Source organism: Pseudomonas sp. IT-P44, from assembly GCF_949768225.1.
GTDB classification, from domain to species: domain Bacteria; phylum Pseudomonadota; class Gammaproteobacteria; order Pseudomonadales; family Pseudomonadaceae; genus Aquipseudomonas; species Aquipseudomonas migulae.
Genome location: NZ_CATKQM010000003.1, coordinates 103,861 through 124,274, shown reverse-complemented (window position 1 = coordinate 124,274; position 20,414 = coordinate 103,861). Strand labels below are relative to the sequence as shown.

Sequence of the window (20,414 nt, the reverse complement as noted above, 5' to 3'; positions counted from 1 at the left end):
CACCGCTATCGCCAGCAAGCCGGCTCCTACAGGGGGAATGTGCAAACATCCAAGACTAGTGCAGCCACCACAGTGCGGGAGAGTGCACACGACTGAGGAGCCAGGTCGGCTTTCAGGCCGCCTCGGCGGCTGTGGCGGTAGTCGCCCCCTCGAGAGGCCGAGTGGAGGTTCTGCGCAGTGGGTAACCCGGCATGGATGCCGGGTTAGCCGCCCCCGGCCAGGGATGGCCGATGGCGGCGTGCCCACGGAGCAGGACCGGAGCGAGGGCATGCCGAGCCACAGCGAGGCACCGAACGAAAGGGGCAAGAGCCCTTTGGTTACTTTGGGGCTTTTCCAAAGTGACTCGCCGTAAGGGCGAAACCATAAGCCGCCGTTACCGCAGAAACGAATATGACCACACCCAACTTATGGACTCTGAAAGACTTTATTGTGTTTCCGAATATGCACTACACAAAATTTTCACAAAGCCTCCAAGACAATTCGCCCGCGCCAGCCGTGCAGATCAGTAATCAATGGCAATGCCGCGGTTGATCGTGCAACATTTGCGCACCGCGCAAACCCCGGGGCCGAGAACTGGCCAACAGAGGGCAGGGCGCAGCTGTAATTTTGAAACTTCAACTTCCAATGGGTCCTAAAACGACATGGCAATCCCGGACGCCCTGAGTCAGCAGCGAGCTTCTAGTCGCCTGCTGCAACCGACCGTCAAATCGCATCTGGCCTACACGCTGTTGTGTGCCCTGGTCATGATGGTCATGTTCAGCCTGCTGCGCGTCGCGCTGCTGGTCTACAACCGCGAAATGATCCTCGACACCCCGGCCTCGACCTTCTTCGAAGCGTTCGCCAACGGCCTGCGCTTCGACCTGCGCCTGGTGGTCTACCTCAGCATTCCGCTGTTGCTGGCGCTGTTCAGCTCCCGGGCCATGGCGGCCCGCGGGTTCTTCCGTTTCTGGTTGACCATCGCTTCGAGCATCGCGCTGTTCCTCGGCCTGATGGAAATGGACTTCTACCGTGAGTTCCACCAGCGCCTCAACGGCCTGGTCTTCCAGTACGTGAAGGAAGACCCGAAAACCGTAATGAGCATGCTTTGGTACGGATTCCCGGTGGTTCGCTACCTGCTGGCCTGGGCCGTGGGCACGTTGATCCTGACCCTGGCGTTCAAGGGCGCCGACCGCGCGACCCGTCCTCGCGGTCCATTCAGCGGCGGCAGCATCGGCACGCGCCAGATCGCCCCGTGGTACGCGCGCATTGTCGTGTTCGTGGTGTGCCTGCTGGTCTGCGTGGTCGCGGCTCGCGGCACTCTGCGCCAAGGCCCGCCACTGCGTTGGGGTGACGTCTACACCACCGACTCCAACTTCGCCAACCAGTTGGGCCTCAACGGCACATTGTCGCTGGTCGCGGCGGCCAAGAGCCGGATGTCCGAAGATCGCGACAACATCTGGAAAGCCACGCTGCCGCAGCCGCAAGCTCAGCAAATCGTGCGTGACATGCTGGTGATGCCGAACGACAAACTGGTGGATGCCGAGACCGCAGCGGTGCGTCGCGATTACACGCCGCCGGCCGACAAGACTCTGCCGATCAAGAACGTCGTCGTGATCCTGATGGAAAGCATGGCCGGTCACTCGGTCGGCGCCCTCGGTGCACCGGGTAACATCACGCCGTACCTCGACAAGCTGTCGAAGGAAGGCCTGCTGTTTGACCGCTTCTTCTCCAACGGCACCCACACCCACCAGGGTATGTTCGCCACCATGGCCTGCTTCCCGAACCTGCCGGGTTTCGAATACCTGATGCAGACCCCGGAAGGCAGCCACAAACTGTCCGGCCTCCCGCAATTGCTCAGCGCCCGCGACTATGACGACGTGTACGTCTACAACGGCGACTTCGCCTGGGATAACCAGTCGGGTTTCTTCAGCAGCCAGGGCATGACCAACTTCATTGGTCGTAACGACTTCGTCAACCCGGTGTTCTCCGATCCGACCTGGGGTGTGTCCGACCAGGACATGTTCGACCGTGGTCTGGTCGAGCTCAAGGCACGGGAAAACGGCAAGCCGTTCTATGCCTTGCTGCAGACCCTGTCCAACCACACGCCATACGCCTTGCCGACGCCATTGCCGGTCGAGCGCGTGACCGATCGTGGCAGCCTGAACGAGCATTTGACCGCCATGCGTTACGCGGACTGGGCGCTCGGTCAGTTCTTTGAAAAGGCCCGCAAGGAGCCTTACTTCAAGGAAACCCTGTTTGTCATCGTCGGTGACCACGGTTTTGGCAACGAGCGCCAGATCACCGAAATGGACCTGGGTCGTTTCAACGTGCCGATGCTGATGATCGCACCGGGCATCCAGGAAAAATTCGGCAAACTCGACCACACGGTAGGCACTCAAATCGACATCGTACCGACCATCATGGGTCGCATCGGTGGCGAAGTGCGTCATCAGTGCTGGGGGCGTGACCTGCTCGACCTGCCGGAAGGCGACACCGGTTTTGGCGTGATCAAACCGTCGGGCAGCGAACAGACCACGGCCATTGTCACGGCGGATCAGATTCTGGTCTTGCCGAAAGAAAAGGAAATGGAGCCGAAGATGTATCAGTACGAACTGGGCGCGACACCACACGCCGAGATCGTACCGAATGCACCTCGCACTGCCGAGCTGAAACTCAAGCTCGAAGCATTCCTGCAAACGGCGACCAAGAGCCTGATCGACAACACCGCCGGTGTCGTTGACGGCAAGCCGGACTGACTGTTGATGCAATAAAAAAGAGGTCCTTCAAGGGCCTCTTTTTTTTGCCTGTCAGATCTTTATATCTTGCCGAGTAACAGCAAAATCAACAGCACCACCAACACCACGCCGATGATACCCGACGGGCCATAACCCCAACTTCTGGAATGAGGGAAGACCGGCAGACCACCTACCAGCAGGAGGATCAGAATAATGATTAGTATTGTGCCCATGTCTATTTCCTTGTCGGAAGTGTTCTGAAATTGCCTGGTGTTAATTGTCAGCTGGACTGCAATAAACCCGAGCTGCTTGTAAATTCCGACTGGTGCACTTGAAAGAAAATTCCAAGTTTTTTTAATGTTTTTCGAAGAAAGGCTTATTTCGTTTTCAGGGGCCTGGTTGATATAGGCGCGCTCACGGTTTGCTCGCGCCATTCAGCAATCTGATGGAGCGTGGGTCGGGCAAGGTCCTTCGCTACACTCGACGCATCTTCCCCGGAACAACAAGGCTGTTTGCTATGCAAAATCGCATGATGATCACTGGCGCGGGCTCGGGCCTGGGTCGCGAAATCGCGCTGCGCTGGGCACGTGAAGGCTGGCAACTGGCTTTGTCGGATGTCAGCGAACCCGGTCTGCAGGAAACCCTGAAACTGGTTCGCGAAGCCGGCGGCGATGGCTTTATCCAGCGTTGCGACGTGCGCGATTACAGTCAGCTGACCGCGTTCGCCCAAGCCTGTGAAGTCAAGCTCGGCGGCATCGATGTCATCGTCAACAACGCCGGTGTCGCCTCGGGCGGGTTCTTCAGCGAGTTGTCCCTGGAAGACTGGGACTGGCAGATCGCGATCAACCTGATGGGCGTGGTCAAGGGTTGCAAGGCGTTCTTGCCGCTGCTGGAAAAAAGCAAAGGCAAGATCATCAACATCGCGTCGATGGCCGCCCTGATGCAAGGCCCGGCGATGAGTAACTACAACGTGGCCAAGGCCGGTGTGGTGGCGTTGTCCGAAAGCCTGCTGATCGAACTGGCGCATCAGGAAGTTGGCGTGCATGTGGTGTGCCCGTCGTTCTTCCAGACCAACCTGCTGGACTCTTTCCGTGGTCCGACACCCGCCATGAAAGCGCAGGTTGGCAAGTTGCTGGAAAGTTCGCCGATTAGTGCGGCCGACATTGCCGACTACATCTATCAGCACGTCGCCGCCGGCGAATTCATGATCCTGCCCCACGAACAAGGCCGTATGGCCTGGGCGCTGAAGCAGAAGAACCCGCAACTGCTCTATGACGAAATGACCCTCATGGCCGATAAAATGCGCGCCAAGGCCAAACAGACCGCAGGCTGAACTTGCCCGCGCACAACGTCGCCGTTAGGGTGGCCGCCATCGGTCATCCTCGCGAGACGTTCGCATGCTCAATTACCTGTGGTTTTTTCTTGCCGCGCTGTTCGAAATCGCCGGCTGCTTTGCCTTCTGGATGTGGTTGCGCCAAGGCAAAAGCGTCTGGTGGGTGGTGCCTGCGCTGCTCAGCCTGACCTTGTTCGCGCTGCTGCTGACCCGTGTCGAGGCGAGCTACGCGGGGCGGGCTTATGCCGCCTACGGTGGCATCTACATCATTGCGTCGATTGGCTGGCTGGCCGTGGTCGAACGGATTCGCCCGCTCGGCTCTGACTGGATCGGCGTGGCGCTGTGTGTGATCGGCGCAAGCGTCATCTTGTTTGGCCCGCGTTTTTCCGCTGCCTGAAGCAAAGCCATAGTTTGTAAGACGTTTCCTTAAGAGGTGTTCGCCTTGCGTTGTAGGGCGGGACTGTTTTGCCCTCGTCGCATTGAAGGCCCGCTGCGTGCCGGGCATCTTCAGGGCTCGATAACCCTGAAGGACGAATGCCATGCTTGTACTCAGCCGCGTTGTGGGCGAAATGATTTCCATCGGTGACGACATTTCGGTGCGTATTGTCGCCGTCAACGGCAACACGGTGCGCTTCGGCGTCGACGCGCCGCAAAGCGTCAATGTGCACCGTGCCGAAGTCTACAAGCGCATCCAGGTCAAACTGGCAAAAACCAAAGGGCGATGAAGGCGTCAGTCGAACAGATGCTTGGGCACGTCGTGCTTGAGCATCAACTGGCATTGCTCGCTTTCCGGGTCGAAGACAATCAGCGCCTGACCTTTGGTCAGGGCCTGGCGAACACGCAATACGCGGGTTTCCAGCGGCGTGTCATCGCCGTTGTCGGTGCCGTCACGGGTCACGAAATCCTCGATCAGGCGGGTCAGGGTGTCGACTTCAAGTTGGTCGTGGGGAATCAGCATAGGCACCTCGGCTAAACAATGGCGCGATGCTACGGCGAATGATGGGTGGCGGCTAGTCTGGACCCGATGTGTTGCCTGGGCTGACGCCTTCGCGGGCAAGCCTCGCTCCTACAGGTTTCGCGTTGATCACATTACTTCGGATCGACGCAAAGTCTGTAGGAGCGAGGCTTGCCCGCGAAGGAGTCAGCCCAGGCAATGAAAATTCCGGATCAGCTATCCGACCGCTGCCCCACCAGGCTATCCACCGAAGGCACCCGAGTATCGCTTTCCATCTGCGTGTCATGTTCGATCTGATGACTGAACCGGTCCAGCGAACCCTTGGCCGGTTGCGCATCGCTGGCGAACACCGGCGGGCTGAGGATGTAGGCGCCGAGCAGGCGACTGAGCGCCGCGAGGCTGTCGATGTGGGTGCGTTCGTAGCCGTGAGTCGCGTCGCATCCGAAGGCGAGCAGGGCGGTACGAATGTCATGGCCGGCGGTGACCGCCGAATGGGCATCGCTGAAGTAGTAGCGAAACAAGTCGCGGCGCACCGGCAACTCGTTGTCTCTGGCCAGTCGCAGCAAGTGCCGCGACAAGTGATAGTCATAAGGCCCGCCGGAATCCTGCATCGCCACGCTGACCGCATGTTCGCTGGAGTGCTGGCCGGGCGCGACCGGGGCGATGTCGATGCCGACGAATTCGCTGACGTCCCACGGTAACGCCGCCGCTGCACCGCTGCCGGTTTCCTCGGTGATGGTGAACAGCGGATGACAGTCGATCATCAGCTCTTCGCCACTGTCGACGATCGCTTTAAGTGCCGCCAGCAACGCGGCAACGCCGGCCTTGTCGTCGAGGTGACGGGCGCTGATGTGGCCGCTTTCGGTGAATTCCGGCAACGGGTCGAACGCGACGAAATCGCCGACGCTGATCCCCAGGGAATCGCAATCGGCGCGGGTCGCGCAGTACGCGTCGAGGCGCAGTTCGATGTGATCCCAGCTGATCGGCATCTCGTCCACCGCCGTGTTGAACGCATGCCCGGACGCCATCAACGGCAACACGCTGCCACGGATCACGCCGTTGTCGGTAAACAGGCTGACGCGGCTGCCTTCGGCGAAACGGCTGGACCAGCAGCCGACTGGCGCCAGAGTCAGGCGACCGTTGTCTTTCACTGCGCGAACGGCGGCGCCGATGGTGTCGAGGTGGGCGGAAACGGCGCGGTCGGGGCTGTTTTTCTTGCCTTTAAGCGTGGCGCGGATGGTGCCGCGGCGAGTCATCTCGAAAGGAATGCCCAGCTCTTCGAGTCGCTCGGCGACGTAACGCACGATGGTGTCGGTGAAACCGGTCGGGCTCGGAATGGCGAGCATTTCCAGGAGGACTTTTTGCAGGTAGTTGAGGTCGGGTTCCGGGATTTTATGGGGCATGGAAACTCCTGATGAGTTGAGCGCATCGATGGTTTCGATGAGGGTAATTTGCGGTGTCTGTGAGGCCGTCTTCGCGGGCAAGCCTCGCTCCGACAAAAGCAACCATTCCTGTAGGAGCGAGGCTTGCCCGCGAAGGGGCCGGTTCAGGCACCACATCACTAAGAGACCGCCGGCTGACTATGCGGAAACAACAGATCCACAAACCGCTCGGCCGTCGGCTGTGGCTCATGGTTGGCCAGGCCGGCGCGTTCATTGGCTTCGATAAACACGTAATGCGCCTGATCCGCCGCCGGCACCATCAGGTCGAGCCCGACCATCGGAATATCCAGCGCCCGCGCCGCGCGGACGGCGGCCTCCGCCAGCGTGGGATGCAGGATCGCCGTGACATCTTCAAGCACACCGCCGGTATGAAGATTCGCCGTACGCCGTACGAACAAATGTTCACCCGCCGGCAGAATGCTGCTGTAGTCGTAACCCGCTGCCTGCAACGTGCGTTCGGTCTCGTGGTCCAGCGGGATTTTGCTTTCACCGCTGGTGGCCGCCTGCCGACGCCGACTCTGGGCGTCAATCAGCGCACCGATGGAATGCTGCCCGTCGCCCACCACTTCGGCCGGCCGGCGAATCGCCGCCGCCACCACCTCAAACCCGATCACCAGAATCCGCAGGTCGAGGCCTTCGTGAAAGCTTTCCAGCAGCACGCGGCTGTCGAACTGACGGGCTGATTCGATGGCTTGCTGGACGTCTTCGATGGTCCGCAGATCCACCGCCACCCCTTGACCCTGTTCGCCATCCAGCGGCTTGACCACCACCCGCTCGTGTTCGTCGAGAAACGCCAGGTTGTCATCGGCGTTGCCCGCCAGTTGCTGGCTCGGCAGATTCAGACCGGCCGCCTTCAACACTTTGTGCGTCAGGCTTTTGTCCTGGCACAGGCTCATGCTGATGGCGCTGGTCAGGTCACTCAGCGACTCGCGGCAACGTACTCGCCGTCCGCCGTGGCTGAGGGTAAACATCCCGGCCTCGGCATCATCGACCTGCACATCGATGCCGCGCCGATGGGCTTCCTCGACGATGATCCGCGCGTAGGGGTTGAACTCGGCTTCAGGACCGGGGCCGAGAAACAACGGTTGGTTAATGCCGTTCTTGCGCTTGATCGCAAAGGTCGACAGGTTGCGAAAACCGAGCTTGGCATAAAGACTTTTCGCCTGGCGATTGTCGTGCAGCACGGACAGGTCCAGGTAACTCAGCCCACGGCTCATGAAGTGTTCGATCAAATGCCGTACCAGCACTTCACCGACGCCGGGCCGCGAACAGTGCGGATCGACCGCCAGGCACCAGAGGCTGCTGCCGTTTTCCGGATCGTTGAACGCCTTGTGATGATTGAGGCCCATGACACTGCCGATGACCGCGCCGCTGTCCTCGTCCTCGGCCAGCCAGTACACCGGGCCGCCCAGATGACGCGAGGTCAGCAGACGGGCGTCGATCGGCAACATGCCACGCGCCTGATACAACTGATTGATCGCCTGCCAGTCGGCATCGCCTTGCGCACGACGAATGCGAAAGCCGCGAAACACACGGGTCGCCTGCCGGTAATCGCTGAACCACAAGCGCAAGGTGTCCGACGGATCGAGAAACAACTGGGCCGGCTCCAGCCCCAGCACTTGCTGGGGCGCGGCGACATAGAGGGCGATGTCCCGTTCGCCCGGTTGCTCATTGAGCAACTCTTGGGCGAGGCTCGCCGGGTCGGGGAACGTATGGCCGATCAACAACCGGCCCCAGCCGCAATGCACGGCAATCGGCGCGGTACCGAGTTCACTGCCGTCTTCAGCCAGACGCGCCTGCAAGCGTTCGTAGGAGGGCGCCTGACCGCGCAACAAGCGTTGGCTGTACGCCGTGGCGTGAGGTTTCATCGATCAGATTCCTTGTTCACTGAGCCACAGGTTCAGCGCCGCCAATTGCCACAGCTTCGAGCCGCGCAACGGGGTCAACTGGCCTTGTGGATCGGTCAGCAAACGGTCGAGCATCGCCGGGTTGAACAGGCCACGATCCTGGCTCGGGTCCAGCAGCAATTCGCGCACCCAGTTCAGCGTGTCGCCCTGCAAATGCTTGAGACCCGGCACCGGGAAGTAGCCTTTTTTACGGTCGATGACTTCGCTCGGAATCACCAGTCGCGCCGCTTCTTTCAGCACTTGCTTGCCGCCGTCCGGCAGTTTGAATTTACCCGGCACCCTGGCTGACAATTCCACCAGGCGATAGTCGAGAAACGGCGTACGCGCCTCCAGGCCCCAGGCCATTGTCATGTTGTCGACGCGTTTGACCGGGTCATCCACCAGCATCACCGTGCTGTCCAGACGCAAGGCTTTGTCCACCGCCGCATCGGCACCGGGTTGTGCGAAATGTTCCTTCACGAAGTCGCCGGCGGCGTCATTCGCGGTCAGCCATTTCGGCTGTACGGTGGCGGCGTAATCCTCGTAGCTGCGATCGAAGAACGCATCGCGATACGCCGCGTACGGATCGGCCGCGCCATCGACCTGCGGATACCAGTGATACCCGGCGAACAACTCGTCCGCCCCCTGGCCGCTTTGCACCACTTTGCAATGCTTGGCCACTTCGCGGGACAACAGATAGAAAGCGATGCAGTCATGACTGACCATCGGCTCGCTCATCGCGCGGAAGGCGGCGGGCAGTTGCTCGATGATCTCTTGTTCGTCGATGCGCAGTTGATGATGTTGGGTGCCGTAATGCCTGGCGATCAGGTCCGAATACTGGAACTCGTCACCGCGCTCGCCGCCGGCATCCTGGAAACCGATGGAGAAGGTCGACAGGTTTTCCACGCCGACCTCCCGCAACAGCCCGACGAGCATGCTCGAATCGACGCCGCCCGACAGCAGCACGCCGACGTCCACCGCTGCCCGTTGACGAATCGCCACCGCCTCGCGAGTGCTGTCGAGTACGCGGTCGCGCCAGTCTTCGAGTGTCAGATTCTTCTCATCCTCGTGTGGGCCGTAGGGCAGGGTCCACCAGGTTTTCTGCTCGGTGGTGCCGTCCGCTTCGATGCGCATCCAGGTGGCGGGCGGCAGCTTTTCGATGCCGGCCAGCAAGGTGCGCGGCGCCGGGACCACCGCGTGGAAGTTCAGATAATGATTGAGCGCCACCGGATCGAGGATCGGATTGATATCGCCGCCCTTGAGCAACGCAGGCAATGCCGAGGCAAAGCGCAGGCGCTGGCCGGTGCGCGACAGGTACAGCGGCTTCACGCCGAGACGGTCACGGGCGATGAACAGGCGCTTGGCGTCACGCTCCCAGATAGCGAAGGCAAACATGCCGTTGAGCTTGGGCAACAGCGCTTCGCCCCAGGCGTGGTAGCCCTTGAGCAGCACTTCGGTGTCGCCGCCGGAATAGAAGGCGTAACCGAGGGATTCAAGTTCGGTACGCAGTTCGGGGAAGTTGTAGATCGCGCCGTTGAAGGCCAGGGACAGGCCCAGTTGATGGTCGACCATCGGCTGCGCCGAGCCGTCGGACAGGTCCATGATTTTCAGGCGACGATGACCAAGGGCAATCGGCCCCTGGCTGTGAAAGCCCCACGCGTCAGGGCCGCGAGGCGCCAGGTGATGAGTGATTCGTTCAATGGCTGCAAGGTCTGCAGGTTGATGATCAAAGCGTAACTCGCCAGCTAATCCGCACATAAAGTCCTTACCGGTTTTTCCGTTGGGGAGGGTCAATCGATACCGCGCCCAAAAGGCAGGTACTCAGAAACTGACCCGGTGGGATCGTGGGAGTTTTAGATCGATAAGTAATAAAGGTGCTGGGTGCGTGCCAAGGCTTTAAGTACAAAACCTTGTATGCCCGGTAGCCAGGTGCCTCATTTGCCTCGAATCAATCGGCGCAAGGCGAAGCGGTTCGGATGACACGCCTCGGCCACTGCCCTGGGCAATGGCAGCGGTTCGTCATCCAGCCACGCGGCGAGCAATTCGCCTGACAACGGTGCGGTGATCAACCCCCGGGAGCCGTGGCCGCTGTTGACATACAAACCGTCCAGCCATGGGCAAGGGATGTCCGGGGTTTGCCGGGCATCCTTGCTCAAGGCGCTGTAGGCATCAGCGAACGCCTGACCGTCGGCCAGTGGGCCGACAATCGGCAAGTAATCCGGGCTGGTGCAGCGAAACGCTGCGCGGCCTTCAAGTGCTTCAGGCTGCAAAGCATTTGCGCCGAGCCGAGCGACCAGGTCTACCGAGATTTCTTCAAGCATTTGCAGATTGCCTGCATGTTCGGCAGCGGTCGGGGTCAGGTCATCGGAGTTGAAATCGAAACTGGCGCCCAGGGTGTGTTCGCCCAAACGAGCTGGCGCGACATAACCTTCGGCGCAGACGACGGTGCCCAGTGCCTCGCTTTCAGAGGTCTGTGGCAGGCGAGTGATTTGCCCACGAATGCGTTTGAGTGGCAGCTCGCTGCTATAACTAAAACGCTTGATCTCGGCAGCCCCGGCCAGTACCACCACCGGGGCATCGGCCAGCACGGTTTCGCCATCCAAGGCTTGCCAGTGTCCGTGCGCTCGGCGCAACTCCAGCACATCATGATGGGTCAGGATCTGTATGTTCGGGTGCGCCGCTTGCCATTGGCACAGGGCGGGCGGGTGCACCCAGCCGCCTTCGGGGTAGAACAGGCCACCCGATTGCAGCGCGATGCCGGCGCGGATTTCGGCCTGCGCTTGATCGAGCGTGTGCAGCAAGTCCTCGGGAAACGCGGCGGCCAACTGCGCCTGACGCTCCGCTTCCTTGGCATTGAAGGCCAGTTGCAGTACGCCGCAGTCGTCCCAGTCGAGACCTCGATGCAACTGCTCAAGCAAGCGGCGGGTGTGGCCGAAGCCGCTGACGATCAATTGCGACAACGCGGTGCCATGGGCGGAAAGCTTGAGGTACAAAACCCCTTGAGGATTGCCCGAGGCTTCCTGCGCCAGTGCCCCGTGACGCTCCAGCAGACTGACTTGCCAACCCCGCGCCGCGAGGCTGGCGGCTGTCGCGCAACCGGCGAGGCCGGCGCCAATCACCAGGGCACGACGTTCGCCAGTCAGGGGGGCCGGACGCGCAAACCACGGTTTTACCATGACGGGCTTCGTGACTTCCTCCGGCCAACCGAGAAACACCCCGCGCAGGATTTCCCATTTGTGGCCGATGCCGGGCGTGCGTTTCATCTTGAAGCCTGCGGCATTCAACAGACGGCGCACCCAACCGGTGCTGGTGAAGGTGCTGATCGTCGAGCCGGGCGCCGCGAGTCGGGCCAGCTCGACAAACAGTTCGGCCGTCCACATGTCGGGGTTTTTCGCCGGGGCGAAACCGTCGAGAAACCAGGCATCGATCTGCGCGTCCAGCTGTGGCAACTGTTCCAGCACATCGCCGATCAGCAGCGTCAGGGTGATGCGTCCGTGGTCCAGGATCAGGCGCTGGAAACCTTGATGGATTGCCACGTATTGCGCCAACAGTTGATCGGCAAACGGTTTGAGCTCCGGCCACAAGGCCAGCGCCCGCTGCAGGTCGGGCAGGCTCAGCGGGTACTTTTCGACACTGACAAAATGCAACCGCGCACCGGCCACCGCGTGCTGCTCGAACAACTGCCAGGCGCACAGGAAGTTCAACCCGGTACCAAAACCGGTCTCGCCAATCACCAGTTTCCCGTCCACCGGCAATGCCGCGAAACGCTCACGCAACGCGTTCTGTTCGAGGAAGACGTAACGGGTTTCGTCCAGCCCGGACAGGTTGGAAAAATACACATCATCGAACACCCGCGAGCGCGGGAGACCTTGGTCGTCCCAGTCGAGCTGGGCGTGGGGCAGTACAGGTTTCATGGCAGGCTCGGCAACGGCAAGGCGACCATTCTAGCCGATCGTCGATTCGCTGCTTGATCCATGGCAACGTCCGGATCTGGCCAGGCAGTGAAAATGGGATTTCTCCCACGCAGGAGAGGTCAATCCGCTAGTCTTGTTCAATCCTGGAAGGAGCCGCCCCATGTTCGAATCTGCTGAAATCGGTCACGTCATCGACAAAGAAACCTATGAAGCCGAAGTGCCGGCGCTGCGTGAAGCGTTGCTTGAGGCGCAGTTCGAACTTCAGCAGCAAAAACGCTTTCCGGTGATCATTTTGATCAACGGCATCGAAGGCGCCGGCAAGGGCGAGACCGTGAAGTTGCTCAACGAGTGGATGGACCCGCGTCTGATCGAGGTCCGCACGTTCGATCAGCAGACCGACGAAGAACTGGCGCGACCACCGGCCTGGCGCTACTGGCGGATGCTTCCGGCCAAGGGCCGCATGGGCATCTTCTTTGGTAACTGGTACAGCCAGATGCTGCAGGCCCGGGTTCATGGCGTGATCAAGGAACCCCGGTTCGATCAGAGCATCAACGGTGCCGAACGCCTGGAAAAGATGTTGTGCGACGAAGGCGCGCTGATCTTCAAGTTCTGGTTCCACCTTTCCAAGAAGCAAATGAAGGACCGCCTCAAGGCCCTGGCCGACGACCCGCTGCACAGCTGGCGCATCAGCCCGCTGGACTGGCAGCAATCGGAGACTTACGACAAGTTCGTCAAGTATGGCGAACGCATTCTGCGCCGCACCAGCCGCGACTATGCGCCGTGGCACGTGATCGCCGGGATGGACCCGCGCTATCGGAGCCTGGCGGTCGGCAAGATTCTGCTTGAAGGCCTGCAAGGCGCGTTGAAAAGGCCGAAGATTCACCCGGATAAAGTCAGCGCCGCGCCATTGGCCAGCAGTGTCGATCTGGTGAACCTGCTCGACAGCCTCGACCTGAACCAGCACTTGGAAAAGGAAGACTACGAAGAGCAACTGATCACCGAGCAGGCACGTTTTTCCGGCTTGATGCGCGACAAACGCATGCGCCGGCACGCCTTGATCGCCGTGTTCGAAGGCAACGACGCGGCCGGCAAGGGCGGGGCGATCCGCCGGGTGGCCGCCGCGCTCGATCCTCGGCAATACAGCATCGTGCCGATTGCTGCGCCCACCGAAGAGGAGCGGGCGCATCCGTACCTGTGGCGATTCTGGCGACATATTCCGGCACGGGCCAAATTCACCGTTTTCGACCGTTCATGGTATGGCCGGGTGCTGGTGGAGCGTATCGAAGGCTTTTGCAGCCCGGCCGACTGGCTGCGCGCCTACGGTGAAATCAACGACTTCGAAGAGCAGATCGCCGATGCCGGAGTGATCGTGGTCAAGTTCTGGCTGGCCATCGACAAACAGACGCAACTGGAGCGCTTCGAAGAGCGCGAACAGATCCCCTTCAAGCGCTTCAAAATCACCGAAGACGACTGGCGCAACCGGGATAAGTGGGAGGCCTATCGCGCCGCGGTCGGCGACATGGTCGACCGTACCAGCACCGAAATTTCCCCCTGGACGCTGGTGGAAGCCAACGACAAGCGCTGGGCCCGGGTCAAGGTTTTGCGCACGCTCAACCAGGCGCTGGAAGCGGCGTTCGAAAAGTCCGACAAGCATGAAAAGAAACTGAAAAAGCCCAAGACTTGAACCGATGGTGACGCATACGCGGGGTGAATGATTGTCGCGACCGGTCACGGCTGGACTTATGCTCGATCCACTCTCAACCGACAACAATAATGAGGTATGCCATGCGTGAAGTGGTGATCGTCGACAGCGTGCGGACCGGCCTGGCCAAGTCCTTTCGCGGCAAGTTCAACCAGACCCGTCCGGACGACATGGCGGCCCACTGCGTCAATGCACTGCTGGCGCGCTCGGGCATCGACCCGGCCAGCGTCGAGGATTGCATCGTCGGCGCCGGCTCCAACGAAGGCGCCCAGGGCTACAACATCGGTCGCAACGTCGCGGTGCTGTCGCGCCTGGGCACCGGCACCGCCGGCATGACCCTCAACCGTTTCTGCTCATCGGGCTTGCAGGCGATTGCCATCGCTGCCAACCAGATCGCTTCGGGCTGCAGCGACATCATCGTCGCCGGTGGTGTCGAATCCATCAGCCTGACCATGAAAAGCGTCAACACCGACAACCTGATCAACCCGCTGCTGAAAGAACAGGTGCCGGGCATCTACTTCCCCATGGGCCAGACCGCCGAAATCGTTGCGCGTCGTTACAACGTCAGCCGCGAAGAACAGGACCTGTACGCGCTGCAAAGTCAGCAGCGCACGGCTCAGGCGCAGGCCGCCGGGTTGTTCGACGACGAAATCGTGCCAATGGCGGTGAAGTATCGCGTTGAAGACAAGGCCTCCGGGCAGGTGCAGATCCTCGATGGCGTCGTTGACCGCGACGACTGCAACCGTCCGGACACCACCCTGGAAAGTCTGGCGGGGTTGAAGCCGGTGTTTGCCGAAGACGGTTCGGTGACGGCGGGCAACTCGTCGCAGCTGTCCGACGGTGCGTCCATGACCCTGGTGATGAGCCTGGAAAAAGCGCTGGAACTGGGGTTGAAGCCGAAGGCGTTCTTCCGTGGTTTCACCGTGGCGGGCTGCGAACCGGATGAAATGGGCATCGGCCCGGTGTTTTCGGTGCCGAAGCTGCTCAAGGCCAAGGGTTTGCAGGTGGCCGACATTGACCTGTGGGAACTCAACGAAGCGTTCGCCTCGCAATGCCTGTACAGCCGCAACCGGCTGGGGATCGATAACGAGAAGTACAACGTCAATGGCGGCTCGATTTCCATCGGTCACCCGTTCGGCATGACCGGGTCGCGTCAGGTCGGGCATCTTGTGCGGGAATTGCAGCGACGTAAATTGCGCTACGGCATCGTCACCATGTGCGTGGGTGGCGGGATGGGCGCGACCGGGTTGTTTGAAGCGGTGCGTTAAGCCTTAAAATATGTACTGATTGTCAGATAGCTTTCGCGAGCAAGCCCGCTCCCACAGTGTTCTGGGGTATTCACAAATTATGTGATCGCCACAAAACCTTGTGGGAGCGGGCTTGCCCGCGAAGGCAGCGCCTCGGTCTAACGACTGGCGCTCAAAAGCTGCATCCGCACGATGTAAGCCGCAATCTCCCGCGCAGCCGCCTCCGGGTTTTCAAACGGCCCCTCCAGGGTGTTTTCCCGGGTACTGAAATACAACTCTCCATTCACCCGACACATCCGGTCACTGCGAAAGTGCACGGCGGGGGCGTTGTCCTGGGCGCGCATGCCGTACATGGCGGTCTCCTGAAGGGGGGCTGTTGGCGGATCCAATGAGCTTATGCATGAACCACTTGCAACGCCTGGTCAGCCGATCAGCGGCACATCGCCAATTTATTGCTGCGACCCGCACAGTTTCATTTGCGTCCGGCAGCCAACTGTCCCTGTGTACCAGGCACCGCTGAGCCTAGAATGACGGCTCTTGCCATCTGGCTTTGAGGTACGCATGCACATTTCATCGGGTCGCTGGGTTTATGGTTTGTTCCTGGCCTTGTTGACTGCGTTTTTGTGGGGAATCCTGCCGATCAAGCTCAAGCAAGTGCTGCTGGTGATGGACCCGGTCACGGTGACCTGGTTTCGCCTGATGGTGTCCGGCGGCTGCCTGTTCATTTATCTGGCAGCGACCCGACGCCTGCCGAGCCGCAAAGTGCTCGGCCCGCGCGGTGGCTGGCTGGTGGTGATGGCGGTGCTCGGTCTGGTGGGCAACTACGTCCTGTACTTGATGGGCTTGAACCTGCTCAGTCCTGGCACGGCGCAATTGGTGGTGCAGATGGGCCCGATCATGTTGCTGATCGCCAGCCTGTTTGTGTTCAAGGAACGCTTCAGCGTGGGGCAGGGGATTGGCCTGCTGGTGTTGCTGATCGGTTTCGGACTGTTTTTCAACCAGCGTCTGCTTGAGTTGTTCACCTCGCTGAGCGACTACACGGCGGGTGTGCTGCTGGTGTTGTTGGCGTCCACGGTCTGGACGTTCTATGCCCTGGGGCAGAAGCAGTTGCTGACGGTGTGGAATTCGTTGCAGGTGATGATGGTGATTTACCTGTTCTGCGGGTTGTTGCTGACCCCGTGGGTGCACCCGCTGGAAGCGCTGCAACTGAATCCGCTGCAAGGCTGGCTGTTGCTGGCCTGCTGCATGAACACCCTGATTGCGTATGGCGCATTTGCCGAAGCGCTGGCGCACTGGGAAGCCTCGCGGGTGAGTGCAACGCTGGCGATCACGCCGTTGGTGACGTTCGCGGCGGTGGCCATGGCGGCCTGGTTATGGCCGGAGTATGTGCATGCCGAAACGATCAATGGCCTGGGGTATGGCGGGGCGGTGCTGGTGGTGCTGGGGTCGGCGCTGGTGGCGTTGGGGCCTTCGTTGATTGCGGGGCTCAAGGCGCGGAAGGTTCGGATGGCGGCCAGTTAGACCGCGTTATCGTTCTTCGCGGGCAAGCCTCGCTCCTACAAGGTTTGTGTCGATCACAAAATCTGCGACCGACACATAACTTGTAGGAGCGAGCGGGCGGCGATCCGACTTGCCCGCGAAGACTGACTAACAGTCACCGCATACTCAGCCCTTGGCCCCAGCCTCCAGCATATTCTCCGGCCTTACCCACGCATCAAACTGTTCATCGGTCAGATACCCCAACTGCAACGCCGCCTCCCGCAACGTCAGCCCTTCGGCATAGGCCTTCTTGGCAATTTCCGCCGACTTGTCGTAACCGATATGCGGGTTCAGCGCCGTCACCAGCATCAACCCACGCTCCAGATGCTCGGCCATTTTCTCGGCATCCGGTTCCAGGCCAGCGATGCAATGCTGCTGGAAGTTGCTGCAGCCATCGCCCAGCAAGCGGATCGATTGCAGCAGGTTGTGGATGATCACCGGTTTGAACACGTTCAGTTGCAGATGCCCCTGACTCGCGGCGAAGCCGATGGCCACGTCGTTGCCCAACACCTGGCACGCGAGCATCGACAGGGCTTCGCACTGAGTCGGGTTGACCTTGCCGGGCATGATCGAACTGCCGGGTTCGTTGGCCGGCAATTTCACTTCGGCGAAACCTGCGCGTGGCCCGGAACCCAGCAAGCGCAGGTCGTTGGCGATTTTCATCAGGGTCACGGCGAGGGTTTTCAGTGCGCCGGACAGCGTGGTCAGCGGTTCATGCCCTGCCAATGCGGCGAATTTGTTCGGTGCGGTGACAAACGGCAGGCCGGAGAGCGCAGCCAGCTCGGAGGCAATCGCTTCGCCAAAACCGTGCGGCGAATTCAGCCCGGTGCCGACGGCGGTGCCGCCCTGGGCCAGTTCACACACATCGGGCAAGGCGCTGCGGATCGCCCGTTCGGCGTAATCCAGTTGCGCGATGTACGCCGAGAGTTCCTGGCCGAAGGTGATCGGCGTCGCATCCATCATGTGGGTGCGGCCGGTCTTCACCAGCTTCATGTGTCGCGCGGACAGCTCGGCCAGACCGCCCGACAGTTCGCTGATCGCCGGCAGCAAATGGTTCTGCACCGCCTGCGCGGCGGCGATGTGCATCGCGGTGGGGAAGCAGTCGTTGGAGCTCTGCGAGCGGTTGACGTGATCGTTGGGGTGCACCGGCACCTTGCCGCCGCGCGGGTTGCCGGCCAGTTCGTTGGCGCGCCCGGCGATCACTTCGTTGACGTTCATGTTGCTCTGGGTGCCGCTGCCGGTCTGCCAGACCACCAGCGGGAACTGGTCGTCGTGTTTGCCGTCGAGCACTTCGTCGGCGGCCTGTTCGATCAGCCGGGCGATGTCGGCGGGCAGATCGCCGTTGCGGTCATTGACCCGCGCCGCGGCTTTCTTGATCAGCGCCAGCCCATGCAGCACCGCCAGCGGCATGCGCTCGTTGCCGATGGCGAAGTTAATCAGCGAGCGTTGCGTCTGAGCGCCCCAGTAGGCCTCATCCGGCACTTCCACCTGGCCAAGGCTGTCGGTTTCGATACGGCTCATCATGCACACTCCTGTCAGTCTGATAGCGCAGTTTAGGCCGTGATCGCCGGCCGTGGTTCCATCGGTCAGTATTTTGACCATTCAACCCCTCTAATTCAGGCACGACAAGGCTTGGGGTTGAGCGACACACTTTTTTAGGCGCAGAATGGACGCCCTTGGGGTTTTACCTCGCCTGCTAGAAAAGGAAACTCGATGACTCGTCTTCGTGCCATCTGTACCGCGGTTGCACTGGTTTGCGCCAGCGGCCCTGTTTTTGCCGATACCGCCAGCCACAACGCCAGTGCCGAAGCTTTCCTGACCCTGGCGCACGCTGACAAATTGGGCACTCCGGTGTACATGCAAGTGCAGCAAATGTTCGCTCAGCGCTTTGAACAGACCAAAGCCCCTGAATCGAAAAAAGCCTTGCTGGAAACCTACCAGGCCAAAGCCAACGCCGCTCTGGACCAAGCCATTGGCTGGAACAAGCTGAAGCCGGACATGGTCAAGCTGTACACCTCCAACTTCAGCGAATCCGAGCTCAAAGACCTGGTCGCGTTCTACCAGTCGCCACTGGGCAAGAAAGTCCTGGAAAAAATGCCGCAGCTGACCCAGCAATCGGCCCAGATGACCCAGGCCAAGCTCGAAAGCGCCGTGCCAGTGGTCAACAAGCTGTTGGCTGACATGACCAACGAGCTGGACCCTAAGGCTAACGCCGCTGCACCTGCTGCCAAGAAAAAGCCTTAAGCGGAGTTCGGTATGACCATGCAACAACGCATCGAATCGACGCTGGGGCTGTTACAGCCCGAGCACCTGCAAGTGCTGGATGAAAGCCATATGCACAGTCGTGGGTTGCAGACCCATTACAAGGCCGTGGTGGTCAGCCAGCAGTTCGAAGGGCTCAACCGCGTCAAGCGTCACCAGAAAGTCTACGGCACGCTCGGCGAGCTGATGGGCGAGTTCCATGCGTTGGCGCTGCATACCTACACGCCTGAGGAATGGGCACAGATCGACACGGCTCCGGCCTCGCCGACCTGTGCTGGCGGCTCGCATTGATGTCCCGCCCCTTGTAGGAGCCGGCTCGCCGGCGATGGCGTCCTCGAGATTGCCATCGCCGGCAAGCCGGCTCCTACAGAGGAGCGTTTATTTTTGCTAGAATCCGCAACGCGCCGCTTACCCGGCGCGTTTTTTTTCGCATCCGGTTCACCCCTTACGAGGGTAGCCACCTGGAGAATCACCCATGACACAACAGATTGTCGTGGCGGCACTGTATAAGTTCGTCACCCTGGAAAACTACGTCGACCTGCGCGAGCCGCTGCTGCAGGCCATGGTCGACAACGGCATCAAAGGCACGCTGCTGATCGCCGAAGAAGGCATCAACGGCACCGTGTCCGGCAGCCGTGAAGGCATCGACGGGCTGATGGCCTGGCTCAAGAACGACCCGCGCATGGACGACATCGACCACAAAGAGTCGTACTGCGATGATCAGCCGTTCTATCGCACCAAAGTCAAACTCAAGAAAGAAATCGTCACCCTCGGCGTCGAAGGCGTGGACCCGAACAAAAAGGTCGGCACCTACGTTGATCCAGAGAACTGGAACGCGCTGATCAGCGATCCGGAAGTACTGTTGATCGACACCCGCAACGATTACGAAGTCTCGATCGGCACCTTCGAAGGCGCCATCGATCCGAAAACCACCAGTTTTCGCGAATTCCCCGACTACATCAAAGCCAACTTCGACCCGGCCGTGCACAAGAAAGTCGCGATGTTCTGCACCGGCGGCATTCGTTGTGAAAAGGCTTCGAGTTACATGCTCAGCCAGGGTTTCGATGAGGTCTACCACCTCAAGGGCGGCATCCTGAAGTACCTCGAAGAGGTGCCGCAGGAAGAAACCAAGTGGCAGGGCGACTGCTTCGTGTTCGATAACCGCGTGACCGTTCGTCATGACCTCAGTGAAGGTGACTACGATCAATGTCACGCCTGTCGTACACCGGTTAGTGTTGAAGACCGCGCGTCCGAGCACTATGTGGCCGGCATCAGCTGCCCGCATTGCTGGGATAAGCTGAGCGAGAAGACCCGTCGCAGTGCCATCGATCGGCAGAAGCAGATCGAACTGGCCAAGGCTCGCAACATGCCGCACCCGATCGGCTACAACTACAAGCAAACCCCTTCCGAGGCTTGAACC

At 60.5% G+C, this 20,414-nt stretch carries 18 protein-coding genes; 10 read left to right on the top strand and 8 right to left on the bottom strand.

Features of this window, described 5'->3' with window-relative positions:
• Positions 1–641 precede the first annotated feature (641 nt).
• The gene (locus tag ACM6IO_RS00535; protein WP_414910718.1) at positions 642–2,735 is read left to right on the top strand and encodes an LTA synthase family protein; all 2,094 of its coding nucleotides are present in this window, start codon (positions 642–644) and stop codon (positions 2,733–2,735) included.
• A gap of 59 nt (positions 2,736–2,794) precedes the next feature.
• Here ACM6IO_RS00535 and ACM6IO_RS00530 read toward each other — a convergent pair whose 3' ends face one another.
• On the bottom strand, positions 2,795–2,953 hold the full coding sequence (locus ACM6IO_RS00530; RefSeq protein ID WP_174602692.1) for a DUF3309 family protein: 159 nt from the start codon (positions 2,951–2,953) through the stop codon (positions 2,795–2,797).
• 278 nt (positions 2,954–3,231) lie between these two features.
• Between ACM6IO_RS00530 and ACM6IO_RS00525 the strand changes: the two genes are divergently transcribed.
• The 3 genes from ACM6IO_RS00525 (at position 3,232) to csrA (ending at position 4,772) form a co-directional block, all read left to right on the top strand.
• A complete protein-coding gene (locus tag ACM6IO_RS00525; protein ID WP_008034550.1) occupies positions 3,232–4,047 on the top strand; it encodes an SDR family oxidoreductase in 816 nt (271 codons plus the stop codon).
• Positions 4,048–4,111: 64 nt separating this feature from the next.
• Positions 4,112–4,444: a YnfA family protein gene (locus tag ACM6IO_RS00520; protein WP_008034549.1), complete on the top strand. Its 333-nt coding sequence runs from the start codon at positions 4,112–4,114 to the stop codon at positions 4,442–4,444.
• 142 nt (positions 4,445–4,586) lie between these two features.
• Complete coding sequence (gene csrA, locus ACM6IO_RS00515) at positions 4,587–4,772, top strand: carbon storage regulator CsrA (RefSeq protein WP_008034548.1); 186 nt, start codon at positions 4,587–4,589, stop codon at positions 4,770–4,772.
• A 5-nt stretch (positions 4,773–4,777) separates the two neighbouring features.
• Here the strand turns inward: csrA and ACM6IO_RS00510 are convergent, their stop codons facing one another.
• The 5 genes from ACM6IO_RS00510 to mnmC all read right to left on the bottom strand — a co-directional run bounded on the left by ACM6IO_RS00510 (position 4,778) and on the right by mnmC (position 12,244).
• Positions 4,778–5,005: a YheU family protein gene (locus ACM6IO_RS00510; protein WP_003199186.1), complete on the bottom strand. Its 228-nt coding sequence runs from the start codon at positions 5,003–5,005 to the stop codon at positions 4,778–4,780.
• Between the two features lie 209 nt (positions 5,006–5,214).
• Positions 5,215–6,405, bottom strand: a complete 1,191-nt coding sequence (locus ACM6IO_RS00505) for an osmoprotectant NAGGN system M42 family peptidase (RefSeq protein WP_414910717.1) — start codon at positions 6,403–6,405, stop codon at positions 5,215–5,217.
• Positions 6,406–6,563: 158 nt separating this feature from the next.
• A complete protein-coding gene (gene ngg, locus ACM6IO_RS00500) occupies positions 6,564–8,312 on the bottom strand; it encodes an N-acetylglutaminylglutamine synthetase (protein WP_414910716.1) in 1,749 nt (582 codons plus the stop codon).
• A 3-nt stretch (positions 8,313–8,315) separates the two neighbouring features.
• Positions 8,316–10,088 carry an N-acetylglutaminylglutamine amidotransferase gene (locus ACM6IO_RS00495; RefSeq protein ID WP_414910715.1) on the bottom strand — a complete coding sequence of 591 codons (1,773 nt, stop codon included), beginning with the start codon at positions 10,086–10,088 and terminating at the stop codon, positions 8,316–8,318.
• A gap of 176 nt (positions 10,089–10,264) precedes the next feature.
• Positions 10,265–12,244 carry a bifunctional tRNA (5-methylaminomethyl-2-thiouridine)(34)-methyltransferase MnmD/FAD-dependent 5-carboxymethylaminomethyl-2-thiouridine(34) oxidoreductase MnmC gene (mnmC, locus tag ACM6IO_RS00490; protein ID WP_414910714.1) on the bottom strand — a complete coding sequence of 660 codons (1,980 nt, stop codon included), beginning with the start codon at positions 12,242–12,244 and terminating at the stop codon, positions 10,265–10,267.
• A 160-nt stretch (positions 12,245–12,404) separates the two neighbouring features.
• On the opposite strand from mnmC, the gene pap reads away from it, so the two are divergent.
• Positions 12,405–13,928 (top strand): polyphosphate:AMP phosphotransferase, encoded by a 1,524-nt coding sequence (pap, locus tag ACM6IO_RS00485; RefSeq protein WP_008035689.1) that lies wholly within the window; start codon positions 12,405–12,407, stop codon positions 13,926–13,928.
• A 101-nt stretch (positions 13,929–14,029) separates the two neighbouring features.
• On the top strand, positions 14,030–15,214 hold the full coding sequence (locus tag ACM6IO_RS00480) for a thiolase family protein (RefSeq protein ID WP_414910713.1): 1,185 nt from the start codon (positions 14,030–14,032) through the stop codon (positions 15,212–15,214).
• Positions 15,215–15,351: 137 nt separating this feature from the next.
• Here the strand turns inward: ACM6IO_RS00480 and ACM6IO_RS00475 are convergent, their stop codons facing one another.
• Entirely contained in the window at positions 15,352–15,546 is a 195-nt protein-coding gene (locus ACM6IO_RS00475; protein WP_414910712.1) for a DUF6316 family protein, read from the bottom strand.
• Positions 15,547–15,754: 208 nt separating this feature from the next.
• Between ACM6IO_RS00475 and ACM6IO_RS00470 the strand changes: the two genes are divergently transcribed.
• Positions 15,755–16,714: a DMT family transporter gene (locus tag ACM6IO_RS00470; protein WP_414910711.1), complete on the top strand. Its 960-nt coding sequence runs from the start codon at positions 15,755–15,757 to the stop codon at positions 16,712–16,714.
• Between the two features lie 144 nt (positions 16,715–16,858).
• On the opposite strand, the gene ACM6IO_RS00465 is transcribed toward ACM6IO_RS00470, so the two are convergent.
• Positions 16,859–18,253 carry a class II fumarate hydratase gene (locus ACM6IO_RS00465; protein WP_032829261.1) on the bottom strand — a complete coding sequence of 465 codons (1,395 nt, stop codon included), beginning with the start codon at positions 18,251–18,253 and terminating at the stop codon, positions 16,859–16,861.
• A 192-nt stretch (positions 18,254–18,445) separates the two neighbouring features.
• Here ACM6IO_RS00465 and ACM6IO_RS00460 point away from each other — a divergent pair, with 192 nt between their 5' ends.
• The 3 genes from ACM6IO_RS00460 (at position 18,446) to ACM6IO_RS00450 (ending at position 20,411) form a co-directional block, all read left to right on the top strand.
• A complete protein-coding gene (locus ACM6IO_RS00460) occupies positions 18,446–18,976 on the top strand; it encodes a DUF2059 domain-containing protein (protein WP_008035681.1) in 531 nt (176 codons plus the stop codon).
• A 12-nt stretch (positions 18,977–18,988) separates the two neighbouring features.
• Positions 18,989–19,285 (top strand): BolA family protein, encoded by a 297-nt coding sequence (locus ACM6IO_RS00455; protein ID WP_008035680.1) that lies wholly within the window; start codon positions 18,989–18,991, stop codon positions 19,283–19,285.
• Positions 19,286–19,469: 184 nt separating this feature from the next.
• Complete coding sequence (locus ACM6IO_RS00450) at positions 19,470–20,411, top strand: rhodanese-related sulfurtransferase (protein WP_008035679.1); 942 nt, start codon at positions 19,470–19,472, stop codon at positions 20,409–20,411.
• The last annotated feature ends 3 nt before the right edge of the window (positions 20,412–20,414 follow it).